The organism is Salinimicrobium terrae DSM 17865, from assembly GCF_000424665.1.
Taxonomy (GTDB): Bacteria; Bacteroidota; Bacteroidia; order Flavobacteriales; family Flavobacteriaceae; genus Salinimicrobium; species Salinimicrobium terrae.
The window spans coordinates 1-18,574 of record NZ_AUKI01000017.1 but is presented as its reverse complement, the minus strand read 5'-3'; the positions used below and the strand labels follow the sequence as shown (position 1 = coordinate 18,574).

16 protein-coding genes and 1 tRNA gene are annotated in these 18,574 nt (G+C 37.6%); 7 read left to right on the top strand and 10 right to left on the bottom strand.

Annotation, left to right across the window (positions count from 1 at the left end):
- Positions 1-124 precede the first annotated feature (124 nt).
- Positions 125-2,536 carry an outer membrane beta-barrel protein gene (locus tag H148_RS0107435; protein ID WP_037324809.1) on the top strand — a complete coding sequence of 804 codons (2,412 nt, stop codon included), beginning with the start codon at positions 125-127 and terminating at the stop codon, positions 2,534-2,536.
- A 358-nt stretch (positions 2,537-2,894) separates the two neighbouring features.
- Positions 2,895-3,887, top strand: a complete 993-nt coding sequence (gene dusB / locus H148_RS0107430; protein WP_029034239.1) for a tRNA dihydrouridine synthase DusB — start codon at positions 2,895-2,897, stop codon at positions 3,885-3,887.
- Between the two features lie 66 nt (positions 3,888-3,953).
- Here the strand turns inward: dusB and H148_RS0107425 are convergent, their stop codons facing one another.
- A complete protein-coding gene (locus tag H148_RS0107425; RefSeq protein ID WP_029034238.1) occupies positions 3,954-5,153 on the bottom strand; it encodes an ABC transporter permease in 1,200 nt (399 codons plus the stop codon).
- A gap of 3 nt (positions 5,154-5,156) precedes the next feature.
- A complete protein-coding gene (gene rbfA / locus H148_RS0107420) occupies positions 5,157-5,552 on the bottom strand; it encodes a 30S ribosome-binding factor RbfA (protein WP_029034237.1) in 396 nt (131 codons plus the stop codon).
- 148 nt (positions 5,553-5,700) lie between these two features.
- On the opposite strand from rbfA, the gene mce reads away from it, so the two are divergent.
- From mce to H148_RS0107405, 3 genes are all read left to right on the top strand, one after another.
- Positions 5,701-6,150, top strand: a complete 450-nt coding sequence (gene mce / locus H148_RS17445) for a methylmalonyl-CoA epimerase (RefSeq protein WP_051286287.1) — start codon at positions 5,701-5,703, stop codon at positions 6,148-6,150.
- An 82-nt stretch (positions 6,151-6,232) separates the two neighbouring features.
- Positions 6,233-6,306 (top strand) — tRNA-Ile (locus H148_RS0107410).
- 157 nt (positions 6,307-6,463) lie between these two features.
- The gene (locus tag H148_RS0107405) at positions 6,464-8,008 is read left to right on the top strand and encodes a hypothetical protein (protein ID WP_029034236.1); all 1,545 of its coding nucleotides are present in this window, start codon (positions 6,464-6,466) and stop codon (positions 8,006-8,008) included.
- Here H148_RS0107405 and H148_RS0107400 read toward each other — a convergent pair.
- The 7 genes from H148_RS0107400 to H148_RS0107365 form a co-directional block, all read right to left on the bottom strand.
- On the bottom strand, positions 8,005-8,841 hold the full coding sequence (locus tag H148_RS0107400) for a rolling circle replication-associated protein (protein ID WP_029034235.1): 837 nt from the start codon (positions 8,839-8,841) through the stop codon (positions 8,005-8,007). The two genes, H148_RS0107405 and H148_RS0107400, sit on opposite strands and share 4 nt — an antisense overlap.
- A gap of 307 nt (positions 8,842-9,148) precedes the next feature.
- Positions 9,149-9,448: a helix-turn-helix domain-containing protein gene (locus tag H148_RS0107390; RefSeq protein ID WP_029034233.1), complete on the bottom strand. Its 300-nt coding sequence runs from the start codon at positions 9,446-9,448 to the stop codon at positions 9,149-9,151.
- Between the two features lie 85 nt (positions 9,449-9,533).
- A complete protein-coding gene (locus tag H148_RS0107385; RefSeq protein ID WP_029034232.1) occupies positions 9,534-10,205 on the bottom strand; it encodes a hypothetical protein in 672 nt (223 codons plus the stop codon).
- Positions 10,205-11,440 (bottom strand): site-specific integrase, encoded by a 1,236-nt coding sequence (locus tag H148_RS0107380; protein WP_029034231.1) that lies wholly within the window; start codon positions 11,438-11,440, stop codon positions 10,205-10,207. Before H148_RS0107380 ends, H148_RS0107385 begins: the two co-directional genes overlap by 1 nt.
- Before the next feature lie 396 nt (positions 11,441-11,836).
- Entirely contained in the window at positions 11,837-12,883 is a 1,047-nt protein-coding gene (locus H148_RS0107375; protein ID WP_029034230.1) for a hypothetical protein, read from the bottom strand.
- A 285-nt stretch (positions 12,884-13,168) separates the two neighbouring features.
- Entirely contained in the window at positions 13,169-14,272 is a 1,104-nt protein-coding gene (locus tag H148_RS18310; RefSeq protein ID WP_169578554.1) for a serine hydrolase domain-containing protein, read from the bottom strand.
- A gap of 34 nt (positions 14,273-14,306) precedes the next feature.
- Entirely contained in the window at positions 14,307-15,713 is a 1,407-nt protein-coding gene (locus H148_RS0107365) for an amidohydrolase family protein (protein ID WP_083961607.1), read from the bottom strand.
- Between the two features lie 403 nt (positions 15,714-16,116).
- On the opposite strand from H148_RS0107365, the gene H148_RS18305 reads away from it, so the two are divergent.
- Complete coding sequence (locus H148_RS18305) at positions 16,117-16,953, top strand: sensor histidine kinase (RefSeq protein WP_211222980.1); 837 nt, start codon at positions 16,117-16,119, stop codon at positions 16,951-16,953.
- A complete protein-coding gene (locus H148_RS0107355) occupies positions 16,941-17,702 on the top strand; it encodes a LytR/AlgR family response regulator transcription factor (RefSeq protein ID WP_029034227.1) in 762 nt (253 codons plus the stop codon). Before H148_RS18305 ends, H148_RS0107355 begins: the two co-directional genes overlap by 13 nt.
- 593 nt (positions 17,703-18,295) lie before the next feature.
- Here H148_RS0107355 and H148_RS0107350 read toward each other — a convergent pair.
- Positions 18,296-18,574, bottom strand: a 279-nt coding sequence (locus tag H148_RS0107350; RefSeq protein ID WP_029034226.1) for an integrase core domain-containing protein, incomplete at its 5' end; no start/stop codon positions are given.

Genomic DNA, 18,574 nt, shown 5'->3' with positions numbered 1-18,574 from the left:
TAAGAGTCCCAAAAGATTAATTATTTTTTAGAGACTGTTACTGCAGAAAATTTTACAATAATGGCAGAAATACTATATTTGTTTGATTTTCTTAATCTTATCAAGCACTAACCAACCAATTTGCATGATTATCATATCCCGTTCCTCCCTGTTCCTGCTCTTTTTTGTATGTTCTTTTTCGGGTTTCTCGCAACATTCTGTCGGAGGTCGCGTACTAAATTCATCACGGCAGCCGGTGGCATTTGCCAATGTCATCCTGCTCAATGCGCAGGATTCTACCAGCGTATATAAAGGTGCAGTCTCTTCTGAAAACGGACAATTTGTTATAAATAATATAGAAGAAGATAGTTATCTGCTCAAAATAAGCTATGTGGGTTTTGAAGACCTGCTGCAAAGAATAGAGGTTTCGAAAAATAAAGATTTAGGTAATCTTGTCCTGCAGGTAGACACAGCTACATTGGATGAAGTTTCGATCAATTATAAAAACCCTTCAGTCAAAAGAGAGGTTGACCGTCTCGTCTTTAGTGTGGAAAATACAACTCTTTCTACAGGAAATTCCTGGGATATTCTCAAAAAGACTCCCGGGGTGATTCTTTCCGGAAATTCTTTAATGGTGAGAAACCAGGGCGTTCAGGTTTATATCAATGATCGCAAGGTGCAGCTTACAGCTTCTGAATTACAAACACTGTTAGAGAACTATTCCGCAGAAAATATAAAATCAGTTGAAGTGATCACCACACCGCCCGCCCGATATGATGCCGAAGGGGGAGCTATTCTGAACATTGTCACCACTAAAAGCATCGCACCGGGTTATAAAGGGAATATTAACGGTGCATGGACGCAGGCAGTCTATCCTAAGTTTCAAATAGGGACCAGCCATTACTACAAGACCGAGAAGCTAAATGTCTTTGGAAATTACACCTTCTCTCCCCGAAAGGAATTTAAGGAGGATGAGAGCTATATAAACTTTAGGGATGGCACAGGTATTTTCAGCCGCTGGGAAACAGATTTTGAACGCACCACCCGCTCAAATGCCCATAGTGCTAATGTACTGCTGGATTATAATTTCGACGATAACAATATTCTTAATTTCTCTTCCAGCCTTACTTACTCACCAAATAAGACCTTTGACAATGACGTTTTTACAAGGGTTTTTGGCAGAAGTAATCAGTTAGGAAACCTAATCACCGATGGGGAATTGGAAGAGGATGTTTCCAATGCAGCCTTTGACCTTGAATATAAGCATTTACTGGAGAATCCGGGTGCGCAAATCTCGGCTAAAGCACATTATACCCGTTATGATCAGGGTAGGGATCAAGGGATAAATACCTTAATAGTAGATTCTGAAAATACCGCTTTTAATTATGCTTTTACTACCGAAGCGAAACAGAAAATAGATATTTTCACTACTCAATTAGATTATGTTACCCCCATTGGAGGAACCAGTTTTGAGAGCGGTTTAAAAGCTTCGATTATTAGTTCTGAAAGTGGAATAGACTACTATAGAATGTACCCAGGTACCGGTGAATTCTACTTTGATGGAGACCAGTCGGATCTTTTTCTCTATGATGAAAATATCTATGCGGCATATTTCTCCCTCGCGAAGGACTGGGAGAAATGGAGCATTAAAGGTGGATTAAGAGGGGAATTCACAGATCGCATGGGGGATTCACGATCAATGGAACAAATCGACAACCGCGAATATTTTGGATTGTTTCCTACTTTTTACCTGCTGCACAGTTTTAGTGACAGCCACAGCCTTGGTTTTGATTACAGCCGAAGGATTCAGCGGCCGCGGTATGAAAGCCTGAATCCATTTCGATATTACCTTACCGAATTTGACTTTAACGCGGGTAATCCAGACCTAAGGGCATCTATAAGCAATAATTTCTCTCTCAGTTATGCCCTGAAAAATGAGTATTTCCTTGACCTTTATTATTCTGATAGTGGGAATACCCCTGAGACACTGAGTTTTCAGGATAATGAGGCTCTCATCATTAGAAGAGTTAGTGTGAATTTGCTGGAAAGCACAACCTACGGAATGCAGTTTAGCCACGGAAGGAACCTTTTTAACTGGTGGTACACTTATGCCTATGTCAATGGCTTCAATGAAAAAAGAACTTTTCTTGCCCTTGAAAGCGGAGACGTACCTGTAACCATTGAAATAGATGGTTTCTACGGAAGTCTGTACAATAGTTTTATTATTTCAAAAGACGGCACTTTCACTGGGGAATTAAGTCTTACTTATGTCTCAAAATTCCTTAGCGGTTCCTACATCATGGATCCTTTTACTACACTTTCTATGGGATTCAGGAAGACTTTATGGAACAACCGGGCCGAACTTAGCGTCAACTTTGAAGATATTCTGGATGAAACCAACACCTGGCTCAGGTCCAGGTACCTCAACCAGGACAATGGCTACTTTGCCCAGCCAGAATCTCGGTACGTACGGGTAGGATTTAAATACAATTTCGGAAATTTCAGGCTTAGTGATAACCAGAGAGCTATAGAAGCAGCGGAGAGGGACAGACTTTAGAAAAATGTATATTATTTATTGAATAATGTTTATTAAAGTAAACATTTTAAAGTTTTTCAGTTGGCAGTTATCTTCAATGTTTAGTGCTTAGAAAATTTTTTCTCTAATTGAGTTTACAGGATGTAATAAGTCGTAAATCTTCAGGATTTTCAGGTAGCGGTGGATAAATTCTAAAATCCAATTTGTGACAATATTCTTCCTGATCCAATTTTTTGTCTTTGTGAGCTTTGTGTAAAAGTGCTCTTTATAGGATCACTAAAGATGATTGAGGTCTCGACTGTGCACCACCAGACATTCAACCAATTATCTTTCGAACTGAATTAATTTGATTATTTTTGCAGCCTGAAAAACATTTGTTTTGGCAAAGATTGGAACCATAGATGTAGGAGAATTTCCCTTGTTGTTAGCACCAATGGAAGATGTGAGTGACCCCCCGTTTCGTGCGTTGTGCAAGGAACAGGGTGCCGATGTGGTTTATACCGAATTTATTTCTTCAGAAGGGCTAATTCGCGACGCTGCAAAAAGCGTCATGAAGCTGGATATCTACGAAAAAGAAAGGCCGGTTGGTATTCAAATCTTTGGAGCCAACCTGGAATCCATGCTGCAATCGGTGGAAATCGTAGAGAGATCGGGTCCCGATATTATTGACATCAACTATGGCTGTCCGGTCAAAAAGGTAGTTTCAAAAGGTGCCGGTGCAGGGATCCTTAAAGATATTCCGCTAATGGTTTCTCTTACTGAAGCCATGGTGAAGCATACAAAACTTCCGGTAACAGTTAAAACCCGATTGGGTTGGGATCAGGATTCCATTAAAATCGTCGAGGTGGCCGAAAGATTACAAGATGTGGGAGCAAGTGCCATTTCCATTCACGGCCGTACCCGTGTGCAGATGTACAAGGGCGAAGCCAACTGGGCGCCAATTGCCGAAGTTAGGAACAATCCACGCATGCATATTCCTATTTTCGGAAACGGGGACGTAGACACGCCCGAAAGAGCTGTGGAGATGCGTGACCAATATGGTCTTAACGGTGCTATGATAGGACGGGCCAGTATTGGTTATCCCTGGTTCTTCAGGGAAGTGAAACACTACTTCAAAACCGGGGAACATCTTGATCCTCCAACAATGGAAGAGCGTCTTGACGCAGCACGACGTCACCTTCAAATGGCTATTGACTGGAAAGGTGAAAAACTGGGTGTGTTCGAAACCCGTAGGCATTATACCAACTACTTTAAGGGAATTCCGCACTTTAAGGATTACCGACAAAAGATGGTGACCAGTGACGATGCTGCCGATGTCTTTGCTGCCTTTGATGAAGTGGAAAAGGAATTCTCGGGTTACGAGTTTGTCTAAAATCCGGATTTACAGAGGTGTCAAAAAGGGGCAATTTTGAAGAACTTTTTTTAGAACCTTTTTATTCTAAGCTCTCAAAGCCTTTTTACTTCGGCTTGCCGCAATATAGGAAGCAATAGTTCCAAGGGCCGAGATGGTTAGGAGGACTACAACAATATTTTCCCACGTAATCGCAACAGGATAGGGCAGGGTGGGAGTGATCATCACCAGGTCATACTGCAGCTGCAAAAAGACCAGCACAATTGAAAAAATAAGTCCTGTGCTCCCGCCCAGCAAGGTCATAAAAACACCTTGTGCAAAGAAAATATTCTTGATCTGTCCCGGCGTAGCACCAAGACTATGCAAGGTTTTAATATTATCCCGTTTATCCAGAATCACCATGATTATTGAACCAACAACATTAAAAAGGGCAATAATCAATACCAGCGTGAAGATGAGGTAGACAGCCAGATTTTCGGTATTCAGCATTTTATAAAGAGCATCATTCAATTGTGCTCTGTTCTTTATTTCCACTCCATCCTCAATGACTGCCTGTACAGCAGATTTCACTGTTTCGGGATCTGCACCGGATTTCAATTTTAGTTCGAGGCCTGTGACCTCATTGAGGTTGAGGTCGAGGAGACCCCTTGCGAACCCGATAGAAGAAAAAACATACTTACCGTCAAGTTCTTCGTTGATGCTGTAAATGCCCGAGACTACTGTGCTTTTGGAATTAAAGGCCCGGGTGGGATCGAGGATCTGTCCGGTACCCGGGCGGGGTACCATGATCTCCAGGAGGTTCATATAATCAAAAGTACCGAGGTTGAGCTCGTGTGAAATAGTGTTTCCAATGACCACCTGGGCTTCTTCGGGATGAAACCAGGTACCCATACCTACAGCGCTGTCGAGTTTGTTCACCTTCAGGAAATTTTCGTCCACGCCTTTGATATAGGCCGTCTTATTTTTCGATCTGAAATCCAGAAAAACCCGTTCCTCAATTACTTCTGAAAAAGTTGAAATTCCGCTAATATTTTCTAGCTCCTGTTTTTCTTCCGCCGAAAAATTGAAAGTCTTTCCCGTTGCCGGAAGCACCTTTAGATCGGGGTCATATTCGTTTGAAAAGGAAAGACTGAAGTCCTTGAGCCCGGTAAAGCCCGAAAGAACAATGAACAGGGCGAAAGCCCCTGCAAAAACCCCCAGTCCCGCAATGATGGTAATAATGTTGATAGCATTGTTACTGCTTTTAGAGAACAAATACCTGCGGGCTATGTAAAAGGGGAAATTCAAGCCTTAAGATTTTTTCCGCCTCGAAAGTAAATCGGGCTGCTCAATGGGATTATCTTCACCTTTAATGGATTTTTCGATGTTCTCGATATAATCCAGGGAATCATCGATGTAAAAATCAAGATTGGGCATTCTTCGCAATTGGTTTTTCGTACGCATGGCCAGTTCATGCTTTATTTTGGGCTTAAGAATATTAAGTTCTTTCAATATATCCTGTGCATTTTTCGCCGGAAAGATACTTAAGTAAGCCTTTGATTGCGAAAGATCTGTGGTTACTGTAACTTTTGAAACAGAGATCAAAATTCCTGTTCTTCCCGCATCCCTCAAATGGGACTGCAGCACATCTGCCAGATCCTGCTGTAATACGCCCCCTATTTTTTTCTGTCTGTTAGTTTCTTCCATAACACAAAGTTAGGATTTTTAAAAATGATAATTATTAAATTCGTCAAAGATAGCCGTTGGCTTTTAGCCTTTGACCGTTGACAAATTGACTAAGCTAAAGACTAATAGCCAATAGCTAATTGCTTTTTTAATAACAAAATTAGAATCAATGAATAAAATAGAACACATAGGGATTGCAGTAAAAGACCTGAAAGCGGCAAATGAACTTTATACTAAACTACTGCAGACGGAAAGTTACAAAACTGAAAAGGTAAAAAGTGAAGGCGTGGAAACCTCCTTTTTCAAGACGGGGGAGAGTAAAATTGAATTGCTGGCTGCAACTTCGGAAGATAGTGCCATTGCAAAGTTCCTTGCAAAGAGGGGAGAAGGCATTCATCACATTGCCTTTGAAGTTGATGATATTAAAGCTGAAATGAAGCGGCTTAAAGCAGAAGGTTTTGAACTTATTTCCAAACGACCAAAAAAGGGCGCGGACAATAAGTTGGTTGCCTTTCTACACCCAAAATCGGCTAATGGAGTGTTAGTTGAGTTATGTGAGGAGATTAAGGCAGGGGAGGAGAATATTCCTATTGGAGATGAGGTGTGGGAGGATTTATAGCCTGCTCAAAAATATATTTTCAAAATGCTTGTTAGGTATTAGGCAAATCTCTAAATTTGCGCCCTCATAACACCAATGAGCCGGTCCTATAGCTCAGCTGGTTAGAGCACCTGACTCATAATCAGGTGGTCCCTGGTTCGAGCCCAGGTGGGACCACTTTTAAGCTCTGAAAAGCCCTGCAAACAGTACGTTTGTGGGGCTTTTTTTATTTCAGGGGACGAATAAGGGGACGAATAGATGTGCTTTTATAATGTATTTCTTTTGACAGAACATTAATTGATTTAGATTTGTTAAAGTTTTGTAAATTTCCTCTATGAATTTACCTCCAGAATTAACACCCACTTTCCAGACCACTGATAATACAACTTTTCCTGTTATAGATCCGATGGAACTATGGAAATTAAAACCTGCTTATTTTAATGAATGGAGAAGGCACTATGACTTTCCTCGAATTGTTCGTTTTCTAAAAGAGAACCTACAAAAGTTTGATGAATGGCAGAAGGAACAGGGGCTATCCGATGAAGATTTAATTTTTTTTGGTCCTGCACGTTTTTTAAAATTTAATTCGGGTAAGGTTAAAATAGTCTTGTTTGAGAAGGAAAATATGGAAGACCCGAAGAGAATAATTGAAGATGAAAAACTTTTTAAATCTCTGGTCAACAATGAACATTTTTATGGCTCTTTTAAAATTCAGAAGGAAGTGACACCATATTATAATTGGGCGAAAATAAAAAAGATTATTCCTTCTAATTTAGAACATTCTGCCTTTGTATTATCTGTTGATAGCAAGAGTTATAACAGTAAAACAAAAGATGTTGAAGCATTTGTAATGAGAAAATTGAAGCTACTCCATTTAGGAGGTTTGACACTAGAATACGGAGCTTATTTAGGAGGGGGTGGGTGGAATATAGAAAACAAAAATTTTGAATTTATTTGTTTAGATTATTTGCATTTACTCAATTTTCGAGCTGGAGGTTCAATGCGATTGGATTTCGGTTCTGCAGAGAGAATGAAAATAGAAAATTCTGGTTTTTCTGTCTCCGCATACAAAACTTCATTTGGAGGATTGAGTGTAGAAAATTCTTCTTTATCCCATTGGAGTCTTAAAGAATGTAATGTTAAAAGTATAGAGGGCAAAGGATTAATTTCTAATTCTCAACTTCACTCTTGGAAATTAATTAATACGCCTTTTGTCCAGCATTATTCCTCTTTAAAAGTACTTGATTCCACATTCGCTTATAAAAAAGATAAAGAAGAAGAGTTCAGGAATATTAGGCATATGTATTCAACTCAAGGAGATTTTAAAAATTCTGGACGTTATTACTATCTGGAAAAATTAGCCAATATTTATTCAAAGCTAAACTTCTTCACATATTTAAAAGATCAATTACCACTGCCAAGGAATGCCAGGTTTTCCCATAATTTTACCTCTAATTTTTACAAGTTTAAAAGTAAAGAGGTAAACAACTTTAAAGCTTCATTAGATTTTCTCCAACTTTTGTTTTTCCGAATAAAAACACTTTTGACTCCAAAATACTTTATTCTTTTAATTAAGCATTATTTTACTTTAACAGTTCAAATTTTAGATTTTTTGATAAGAGGATTTGGAGAAAAGCCTTTCAGGATTGTATTGACTTCAATTTGTCTTATTTTATTTTTTGTTTTAGTCGATATGATGATTCTTGAGGATTTTGATTCTAAGAATTTAATTTTTCATAATGTCCTAAATTTTATTGGAAGGTATGATTTGGAAAACTTGGAGGATAAGCAAATTGTATTTAAAATATTTGAGACGTTATGTGGAATATTTTTAATCAGTTTATTTGTTGCAGACTACAGTTCCAAAAGAAAGTACTAAATCTTTCTGTTTTTTTCATCTAGTCTTCTATAAAGCGGCAATGTTTTTCTATTGAGATCTATCATTTTCACATTTAAAAAGGGTCGTTCTATATGGTCTTTCACTTCAAACTCTTTCAGGACTGCATTTAAACGCTTAAACTGATCCGTAAACTCTGTAGTTGTATAGAAGTCTGTGTAAAGCTCTGAAACGCGCTTAGAACAATTCCAGACCTGACATTTAAACTTTGCATCATTCTTTGTGACGTACTTAGTTACATACGAAGCAATGGATCTAATATTACTCGAATTTAGTTGCTTCACATCAAAGGCTGAAGAGGGTTTGAAATCTTTCTTTCTTGGTTTAATTCCGTTTTTTATCTGAAGTTCTATCCAATAGTTCCACCACTTTTCAACTCTCCAATATTTGTTAGTAATCATATGAAAGTGAACATTCCCTTTGAAAGCATCATTTTTAGTCTGCCGTTCTGCTATCCAGACATATTCAAAATCTTTACTTCTCTTTTTGGCATTATCAAGGAACTTTCTAAGAATATTTACCGCTTCTTCATCTGAAACTTTATTTAAGAAAGTTAGAGTAACAAAACTCAGACGCTTATAACATCTGGCAAAGCAGGTAATTTTTTTCCTGATCTTCTGTTTTGATCTTCTTGAAAGAGTACGGAGTTTAATTTCTTTTTTCTCCGTACTCACTACTTTTTTCTTTTCTGGTTTCTTCTCGGGATCTGGTTTTTTGCGCTGTAATGCTGATCCTGAAAATTCATCTTTAGGCACTACTCCGAATTGACGAGTTGAAAAAGCAACACTAGTTCCATAAGTATTCTTAACTATCATAATCTGAATCGTTGCACATTAATAAATACCATTTAAAGGTTTTTAATCGAGGGTAGATATTAAGGGTGCTGTATTTAAAGGTTAAAAAAAAAGAACTACTCTTGAATGAATGGCGGAATGAAACTATCTCTCTGGAACCGACGCATAAAAGCACGTGTTCTTCTGTTGTAGACATTCATATACTGCCAAGTTGGGTGTTCTTTTGTAAGAAACATTTTAAACCCGTTCAGCTTGTGTACATAAGTCCATTTCTTAGGTTTAGTACCTTCTTCAAAATAGACTATAACCGAATAATCGTTTTTCTTTTTTAACATCTGAACCCCCTTCCTGTTTTAGATGATTGAATCTGATTAAGAGCTTCGTTCACTTCATCCAGTTTATAGAGAATTCTGTTCCCTATCCTGTGAGCTTTGATAGTGCCATTCTTAGTCCAATCGTGAAGAGTGGGAAGAGATATACAAAGAAGCTTTGCAGTATCTTTTCGAGATAAGAGAGTAAGTTTTTCTTTCTCTTGAGGAATGAAAGATTTTAGTTTTCTTTCTAGAACTTCTTCAACGACTTTTTTTATATCGGAGAGTTCGAATGTGTGCAATAATACTTTTGCCATTTTTAATCTTATTTGATTTGTTAATGGCGCAAATATGTTGCGAGGTGGTGCGTGTAGTAAGTAGTGTAGTAACTACAACCTGAGATTAAATTTTTTCTATATCAGATTTGATCTTTTTAGAAATGTCTGTTAATCCTTGTTCTTCAAATAATTGATTAACTTTTTCAAGATTTGTTTTTGTTCTAACATTATTTCTTCCTGCCGAGATGTATGAGAGATACTGTCTTGTATTATCTTCACTTAGTTCAAGAATTTCGGAGAGTATTTTGGCAACTGCGGAGTTATCAAATTTACTCGTATCTAATCCCAAATAATGCAAAGCAAGAAGTTTTTGTTTATGGGTAAGAACATTTTTCTTACTTGCTTTTTGCGGTGAACTTTTTAATTCATTCAACCACCTGTAATATTCTGCAAATTCAAAAGCCTGTTTTTTTATATTTAGCCTTATTTCAAATGCTTCGTTAGGTTCGTGAAAACTTTTTTCAATTTGAAATTCTCCAGTTCTTAAGATAGAATTAAAAGCTTCAGTAAAATCTTTTCGTTGTGCCTGGGGAATATTTAAATCAAAAATTTCTGTTCCCTTTTGAACGGAATGATACTTGACATAAAGCCTTTTTTGAACTTTTGGAATTGGGACATAACTAATAAAATTGTTTATTTCCCTTAGTTCATTTTCAATTAAATATTGTTTGTCTGTTGCTTCTTCAAGGGCAGAATGAAAAGCTTTTTTAAGTTCTGATAATGTGGTTAAGTTCATTAATTAAAGAATGGGTGATTTACTAATTTATCTGCGTTTTGTTCTTGGGTTACACGAATATATTGTAAAAATGATCTTTCCGATCTATGACCGGTAATCTTCATAATAGAGATACTGGGTACATCTGCTAAATAAAGATTTGTTGCAAAACTTCTTCTCGCTGTGTGAGTGGAAACAAGATCAAATTTTTTAGAAGGCATTTTTTCTACTTTTCCACCTCTGGTTATTGTTGTTTCTACTGTTTCTTTTAATCCTGCTAAAGAAGCGACATCTTTTAAATATCTATTCATTACCTGATTTGTATAGGCTTTAGGTAATATATTATCATACTTAGCTAGGATCTTTTTTACAGTTTTATGTAGAGGAATAGAAACTCTTTCTCCTGTCTTTTGTGTTCTTACCTGTATAATGGATTTTTCAACTATTATATTTTCAGGCTTTATTTGTGTAAAGTCCGAGAATCTTAAACCAGTATAACAACCAATAAGAAACAGATCCCTTACTTTTTCCAATCGAGGACTGGCAGAGAGATCAAGCTTTTCAAATTTTTCCAGTTCTTCTAAAGTGAGATAAATTGAATCTGATTCTTCTCGAACTGTTTTGAACTTCCTTTTCTTGAACTCCAAATTTGTATTATAACCTCTATCCGTCGCTTCATTCATAAATGTTTTTAGCGTCTTGATATGTTTGCCAACCGTATTAGCTGCTAATTTATGTTCCAGAGATAGAAACGAAATATAATTATTGTAAAATTCCAGATCTATAGAATGAAAGTCAATTTCTTTATTCAGGTAAGATGAATACTTTTTTAAGTACCTATAGGCAGTAGTATAAACTTTTACTGTGCCTTCTTTTTTATGAGCTTTACTTTCTTCTATATAATTTTCGATGAACTTTAGAAGAGTTAATTTTCTTCCTTGTAGAATGTTGCCAGATAATTCTGCTTCAAATGCTTCTTTTAGAATTGTATTGTTAGGCTGAACCCCGTCATTAAGAAGTTTTCGAAAAGCGGTATTAATAGCAGTTTCAAAATTATTTAAACGAGCATTAAATTCTGGATATTCCTTAAACTGTTTTGTTTCTTTTGCTCTCTGTTTTTCTACATTCCAGAACTTAGGAAGAATCTTTTCACCTGTGGAATATTTAAATCTTTTATACTGATACCTGAACAGCATATAGATCAAAGTCTCTTCTTTTGACTTTGGTTCTTTGAGGATAAATTTTGCATTTGCCATAGGTCAAATATATTCCAAAAATCCTTTAGGGGACGAATGGGGGGACGAATAAATTTGATTTGATCTTGTTTTACCTGTTTTGCCTTGTTAGGTTTACCCCTGTAAATACTGCCATCGACCTGCATAAACAAAGAAAATAGAGTAAAATAGAATAAAAATACGTGGTGTACAGGTGGGACCACTGAAATAAACCGTAACATAGCTTGTAGTCAAGTAGTTACGGTTTTTTCATTTTTGACTGTGTCACTTTTTGTGGCTCTTAAACAAGTAATATTGCTATTTTTACTTCTGTGGTATACAAGGCTGCCATCTGACTAAGATGAATTTCCTCTTCTCATTCTCAATTTGTTTTAAGAAGCCATAGAATCTCTGGGGATTTACCGATCCGCTTCCGGATTAGAAGCTTTTTATGTTCCTGGTGACTTCTTTTTCCAGAGTATTTCGCTCTTTTTTGGATATGGGCAAGTTCTCCTGAAGAATCTGGTAAAAAGTTTTTCCTTCGGCTAATTCTTTCTTCCAACCCGGAATTTCAATTTTGTCCATTAGGAGAGCAATTGAGGCACCAATAGCATAATGCGGCCATCTCAAAAACCGCTGTTCTTCCATAGGAAAAGAAGGAAACTCTGAAAAAGGTTTTAAAAGCCCTTGCTTTATTTCCGCATAAACGCTGTCCTTTGGAAAATTGTTGGCCATTGCCGAAGCTTGTAAGCCGGTATATGTAGCACTTCCTTCCCTTCTTATATACCGCTCCATTAAATCCTTAGCCCTTGCAGGAATCATAGCATCCCTGCGTTCGCGGATGATCATGATCTTCTTTAGGTTTTCTTTTATGCTGTCTTCTGAAGATGTTTCTAAGCTTTGAGCAAGAAGATTCCTTTCCAGGTTTAAAAGGTTTATGAACTTTTCATTTTTAACCTGCACAATCGTATCAAGAATGGGTTGCCCCATTCTTATGCTGACTGTATCTCCGACAGTTTTTTCCCAATTAGGTCTTTGAAAATAATGAAAAGACTCATGAAGGTAAAAATCAATTTTTCGGAAATCATCACTCCCTTTCGGCTCCAGCGCGTATACCTCTACTTTCCCGACCTTATATTGGCCGGGGAAGGTATGTTTTAAATCCACATACTCAGGCAGATAACTTTTTTTTCTAAAAGCCTTATCCTTCAGTGACTGTGGTAATTTTTCAGCCTTTATTTTTTCATAGTCCCCTTCCGGATTGATAACATTATAAACATGCACAATACTATCGTGTTTCATAAACAAGAAAGGCTCATCTTCTGACCAGAAATCTGGCCAGACTTTCTGAATATCATCTGACGCAGATGCTATTTTTCCTGCTATCCTAATGAAATCTTCTTCAGTTTCCTGTGAAGTCAGGGATTGTACCATGAATCCAGTTATAAAAACCAAGAGATAATTTTTTATTTGGTAATTTTTCATTTGATAATTTTCTTTTCGTGTTCAGTTTTAAAATTCCTGTTTAAATAAAGATCTTTTGAGATGTTCCCGTAGAACCGTGAAAGGTGACAAAATATATGATAAATCTTGCTTCACCATTTTTTGCTTCAGATTAAGTTCGGCAAATATTGACACATGAATTTTCAGTCAAAGTTGTAAAGAAAGAGCTTCACCTTCCTTTTTCCCATTTCATTGATCACAATTGCGGGATATGTACGGGTATCTACGACTTCCATAACCTCTGGATTATCAAACCCTCCTTAGTCATTAGATCCCCTTTTTCAACATATCGCCGATTTGTGCTATAGCGTAAGAAACCTCATCTCCAAACCCTCCAGAGTTGGAAAGAATAACTATACCGAGATCTTCCTTCGGCAGAAGGAGAATTGCCGTAGTAGATCCCTGCTGAACGCCTCCGTGCCAGACAGCGTCAGGTAAATGAGGGAAGCCTGGCAAAGGTGGAAAACCAAGGATCCAGCCCAGGCCAAAACTAGTTGATATCCCGTTAGACGTTTCGGTTTCTGTAGTCATCTTTTCCCATGTTTCTCTACTTAATAAGCGATTCATATTTAGAGCTATCAAAAAGTTCGAAATATCTTGAACATTAGAGATCAATCCTCCACCGGGAATTTTGTAGCTAGAATTGATAGGATCCGAGTTCACGACTATACCCCCAGAAATTGTGTCATAATTTTCGGAACGATTGAAAATTATCGCTCTGGGATTGTCCTCCATTGTTCTGGACATTTCAGCAGGAATAAACACCTTCTCTTGCAGGTAGTCTGTAAACTTTCTTCCTGAGACCGATTCTATAACGGCTCCCAAAAGAGTATATCCATAGGTGCTATAAGTCAGTTGGGCGCCAGGCTTATGAAGTAGCGAATCATTTTTGAAGATGTCAAGTGCAGCTTTCAGTGAACTGTAAACCTTGTTAAAAAGAAATTCGTCCCCTTGATAATGGCGTATCCCACTAGTGTGTGCCAAAAGCTGTCTAACGGTAATCTGATGTTTCTTTTGAGGAAAATCGGGAACATACTTTTGGACAGGTGCATCTAAATCAATTTTCCCCTGTTCCACTAGTTGCATTACTGCTACAGCAGTGATGGGTTTGGAAACAGAAGCTAATCTGAATAAAGTTCCTGGTGTCACCGGTGCAAAGTTTTCAATATCAGCCATTCCGTAAGCTTTCGAAAGGAGAATCTCCTCCCCCTTCACTACAGACACCGAGGCACCGGGAATTTTGTTCTTTGTCATGTAGATCGTCATCAGAGAATCAATAACTTTCTCTTTTCTTTCAGTCAAAATCTCCTGGGCCGTGAAACTAGGGTTGACAGCAAAAATGACAAACCATAGGCAAAATAATTTTTTCATTGGATTTATTTTTGTTGTGGGATTCAGTTGTTGCCTAATTTTTAATCTCATTACTTATGTCTTCCTCAGAACTCTTCAGAATCTGATCCAATTCTGTTCTTGAAAAAAATTTGCCTCTCAGAAAGACCCCATCAATTTCCTTGACATTCTTAATATCCTCTAGAGGATTATTGGACAGAATGACCAGATCAGCGTATTTTTCAGCTTCTACGGTTCCCAAAATATCCTCCATTCCAAAAAATTTTGCAGGGTTTAGGGTTGCTGATTTCAACACTTCTCCTGGGGACATTTCCAGCTCTTCTTGCATCAGTATCATTTCCTCGTGTAAAGAACTCCCTGGATAAACTAGCACAACTCCTAAATCAGTTCCAGCTAAAAATTCCACTCCTGACTGAGCTGATTCTTTTAATAACTTCTCAGATTTTTCAAAGAAAGGGCCCCAGTCCGTTGAGCTGCCTAGAGAGCGGGTCTCGTAGGCAAATTTCCACATCTTTCTTAGAGGCGGAGTTATCAATCTATTTCTTGGATCTTTTTCTCCTATTGTATCAGTAATGGCCTCCAACATCTCTTCTCCAGTAGACAGTTTTGTCTTGTAGTCTGCAATCATAGTAGGAGAAAACATAGTTCCCGCTTCTTTTATTTTTTGATACTCCTCCAACCTTTGAAGACTATCCATTCCTTGAAAGCTGTTTAGAATGGTTTCGCTATGTTCTACACTTGCCAAGCCAGCCTTTGCCGCTTCCCCTAAGGTTATTTCTTTAGGAGAATGACCTACTAAAGGAATATTTTTTTTCTCAGCATATGCCGCAAGTGCAATAAAATTTTCTCTTTTTAGATTTCGGAATTTGATGATATCACTGCCGAGATCAATAAGCGAATCTATTGCTCTTTGAGCATCTTGGGAATTTTCGACCCTCAGCCGTGGAGCGGCTTCGAAAATTCCGTAGCTCCTCAAGAGGTCAGAGGAGTTTATAATCTTATTAGCGGCATCTAACCATTCTCCACTTTCTATGTTATAACCTGTAGCTTTTATTCGAGGGCCTAAAAGCTGGCCATCTTTTATTCTTTTTTCCCATTGATGTACTTCAGGTAGAATGCTCCCCAAATCTCTAACTGCTGTTATCCCATGAGCTACTAAAACGGGTAAAACTTCAGGGCCTAAATAGCTCAAATGCACATGAGAATCCCAAAGACCTGGAATCAGGTATTTATCATTTCCATCGATAATTTTCCATCCGTCCTTTATTTCCATAGAGTCCGTTGGTCCTATTTCAGAAATTTTATCATTTTGGATTATCACTGTTTGATCTGGTTGGAGAGTACCTTCTTTAGTGTTCATAATATTTACGTTCTTTATTGCTATTTTCGGAACGTTCCCAGATTGCCCTGCCATTATCATAGTCGATAGCACTAGTAGACAGAAAGATGGAATTTTTTTCATAATTTCTTTTTTTAAATTTTGCTCATGATTCGAGAGCGATTATTCAACAAAGATCAATTGCAATGTTGGTTCTTAAAAAGAAAAAATGTTGAACGAAGAAAAAGGCTCAATGAATGAAAGAAAATGAGGGATGAATGTCCAAAGCTGAATTTCAGACCGGGAATTCAATATAACTACTCCTTCCCCAACTACTGAAAATGAATTTTAATTGATAATGTTAAGAAGAGTTACGATATCCGCCTTGGCCGCAGTTCTACTGTTCTACGTTTTAGTTTTTATAAAACTTGGGACGATTTTCTTTTTTCAGATTGAGGCAATGAAGGAACTAATTTTTTTCTTTCTTTTTCTTCTTTTCACTTTCTGGACTCATGAAAAAATCGCCGCTTTTTTTAACTCGAATGGGTTGAAAATTCCTTCAGGCTGGAAGTTACTGCTGGAGGCATCAAGTGTAGTACTTATCAGTATAGCGTACAGTGTTATCTTTACTTTTATCCCTCAATACCTTTTTATTCCAACTGTTGAATTCACTCCTCAAGGGGTTAGGCTGAATCTCACTATGGCAGCCTTTTTGTCTTTGTTTATCTACTACTTTATCGAGAGACAAAGTTCAAGAAAAAGACTCAGTGAAGAGCTTCTCAAGACGGAGAAGCTACAGAAGGAGAATTTGAAATCTGAACTTCAGGCCATAAAAAATCAGATCGATCCTCATTTTTTATTTAACAGTCTGAATGTTCTGCGTTCGCTCGTTTTCAAGGATCCGACAAAGGCGTATGAATTCATTAATAGGCTTTCCGTGGTTTATCGCGTGATACTCGAAAGTAGTAGGAGAACGGTCATATCAGTTGAGGAAGAAATGAAGCTTCTGACTTCTTACGCCTTTTTGATGCAGACCAGATTCGGTAAAGGTCTCATCTTCAAGTTCGACATTCCGGCTGATGAATTGAAGTCTGGGATAATGCCAACTGCTCTTCAAGTCCTTGTAGAAAATGCCATCAAACATAATTCTTTTTCGTCCGAAGAACCTCTTATCATTGAGGTTCTGGTTGAAAGAGAACACATTGTCGTCCGAAATCAGATCCAGCGAAAAATCGATCCAATTGAATCTCTAGGATTTGGTCTTGACAACACTATTAGTAGATATAGGGCGGCGACTGATAAGGAGGTGATAGTAAAAGAATCGCCTGACGAATTTGAAGTAAAACTCCCATTGCTAAAACTAGAAGAAGAATGGACATCGTGATCATTGAAGACGAAGAACTAGCTGCTGAAAGCCTTACTGATCTTGTTCATCAAATACGTCCGGAGGCGAGAATTTTGAAGGTGCTAAAATCAGTAAAAGAATCTATCGGATGGTTTGAGGCCAATCCCGATCCTGATCTCATTATTTCAGACATTCGGCTGGGAGATGGAAGTAGTTTTGACATATTCCGAAATGTTCCTCTGAGAATTCCAGTAGTATTTGCGACGGCGTATAATCAACACACTCTAGAGGCTTTCAAGGTGAATAGCGTGGACTATTTATTAAAACCTGTGATCAAAGAGGATTTGGAGCAGGCATTCCATAAGTATGAGGAATTAAATGCAAAAAGCTTAGAGACATCTTTGAGCAATCTGCAGTCGCTAATCGGAAAAATAGGAGGCAAGAATGGTACTAGAAGGAGATTCAGTGTAAAACAGGGCCAGACAATCTTAACCGTACCAACCGAAGATATTGCTGGCTTTTTAGCAGAGGAGGGAGTTGTACTCCTCTACACACTTAAGAATAAAAGATTATTGATAAATCAAACTCTAGATCAACTTGAGGAACAGCTTGACAAGCAGGAATTCTTTAGGTTGAACCGCAAATTTATCGTCAATATAAAGGCTGTACTTGTCGTTGAGCAATATTTTCAAAATCGTCTGTTAGTCAGACTGGTTCCACCTCTTGATTTTCAACAAATAGTGAGTGCGAAGAGAGTGTCCTCTTTTAAAGCCTGGTTAGATTCTTGAAATAAAACGACCTATTCGTATTCTCCCATGATCTTGAAATGGTGATTAGAGATCGAACCAATTACGTTGCAAGGTTGATCTTTAACTGTTCGAATTAAGATTCTATCTTTGTTTGAACCAATCCTCATTTTTTCGCGCTAAACAGGAGTAGAAATCCTGGAAGAAACAGCTCAAGAATATGTTTAAATCTTTTCCTGTGCAATAAGGTCTAAGGTAGATTCAGAAAAAAGTGACACGACGACTTCGAAACTCGAACAGAAGCACAAATTTGTCTGAAAAATGTAGATCATTGAGCTTCTGGAGGGAAGTCACAGCTTAGATCCTGTGACTGTAGACTTTCATTCAAAGAACAATTACCAGAGCTTTATGAAAAGATGAACGGAAAATGCCACTTTTGAGTACCTTCAAAAAAGAAATTAGAAGTTAATTCCGTTCCAACTCCGCACTTGCTTAAGCGGCCCGTTGGCAAAAATCAAATAAATAATGTGCTCTTTGGCATCAAAGACCACTGTTTTCAATCCTTATTTTTCCCGTTGTTTCTTGTACAACTTTATACTTAAAAAATAATTTATGGAAGGACGTGTAAGCTTCCCCTAATTAGAACTGCTTGATGGGATAAAATTATTGTTTTTGGTTTTATCTGTAGTCGCTAATAGAGAATTAAATTCAGCATATTCTATTGGTGCCATTTTTCCTAATGCATCATGTGGTCTTTGATTATTATAATCATCCATCCAGATTTGAGTTTGTTCTCTTACCTGATTCAAGTCTTCAAAAATGTATTTATTTAAAACTCCTCTTCTATAGGTGCCGTTGAATCGTTCAATAAAAGCATTCTGTGTGGGTTTCCCTGGCTGGATATACTGGAAATC

Excerpts from the sequence above, each read along its gene's own strand:
- H148_RS0107435 (WP_037324809.1), top strand. The coding sequence starts at position 125 with ATGATTATCATATCCCGTTCCTCCCTGTTCCTGCTCTTTTTTGTATGT.
- rbfA (WP_029034237.1), bottom strand. The coding sequence starts at position 5,552 with ATGGAAGAAACTAACAGACAGAAAAAAATAGGGGGCGTATTACAGCAG.
- mce (WP_051286287.1), top strand. The coding sequence starts at position 5,701 with ATGAATAAAATAGAACACATAGGGATTGCAGTAAAAGACCTGAAAGCG.
- H148_RS0107405 (WP_029034236.1), top strand. The coding sequence starts at position 6,464 with ATGAATTTACCTCCAGAATTAACACCCACTTTCCAGACCACTGATAAT.
- H148_RS0107400 (WP_029034235.1), bottom strand. The coding sequence starts at position 8,841 with ATGATAGTTAAGAATACTTATGGAACTAGTGTTGCTTTTTCAACTCGT.
- H148_RS0107390 (WP_029034233.1), bottom strand. The coding sequence starts at position 9,448 with ATGGCAAAAGTATTATTGCACACATTCGAACTCTCCGATATAAAAAAA.
- H148_RS0107385 (WP_029034232.1), bottom strand. The coding sequence starts at position 10,205 with ATGAACTTAACCACATTATCAGAACTTAAAAAAGCTTTTCATTCTGCC.
- H148_RS0107380 (WP_029034231.1), bottom strand. The coding sequence starts at position 11,440 with ATGGCAAATGCAAAATTTATCCTCAAAGAACCAAAGTCAAAAGAAGAG.
- H148_RS0107375 (WP_029034230.1), bottom strand. The coding sequence starts at position 12,883 with ATGAAAAATTACCAAATAAAAAATTATCTCTTGGTTTTTATAACTGGA.
- H148_RS18310 (WP_169578554.1), bottom strand. The coding sequence starts at position 14,272 with ATGAAAAAATTATTTTGCCTATGGTTTGTCATTTTTGCTGTCAACCCT.
- H148_RS0107365 (WP_083961607.1), bottom strand. The coding sequence starts at position 15,713 with ATGAAAAAAATTCCATCTTTCTGTCTACTAGTGCTATCGACTATGATA.
- H148_RS0107355 (WP_029034227.1), top strand. The coding sequence starts at position 16,941 with ATGGACATCGTGATCATTGAAGACGAAGAACTAGCTGCTGAAAGCCTT.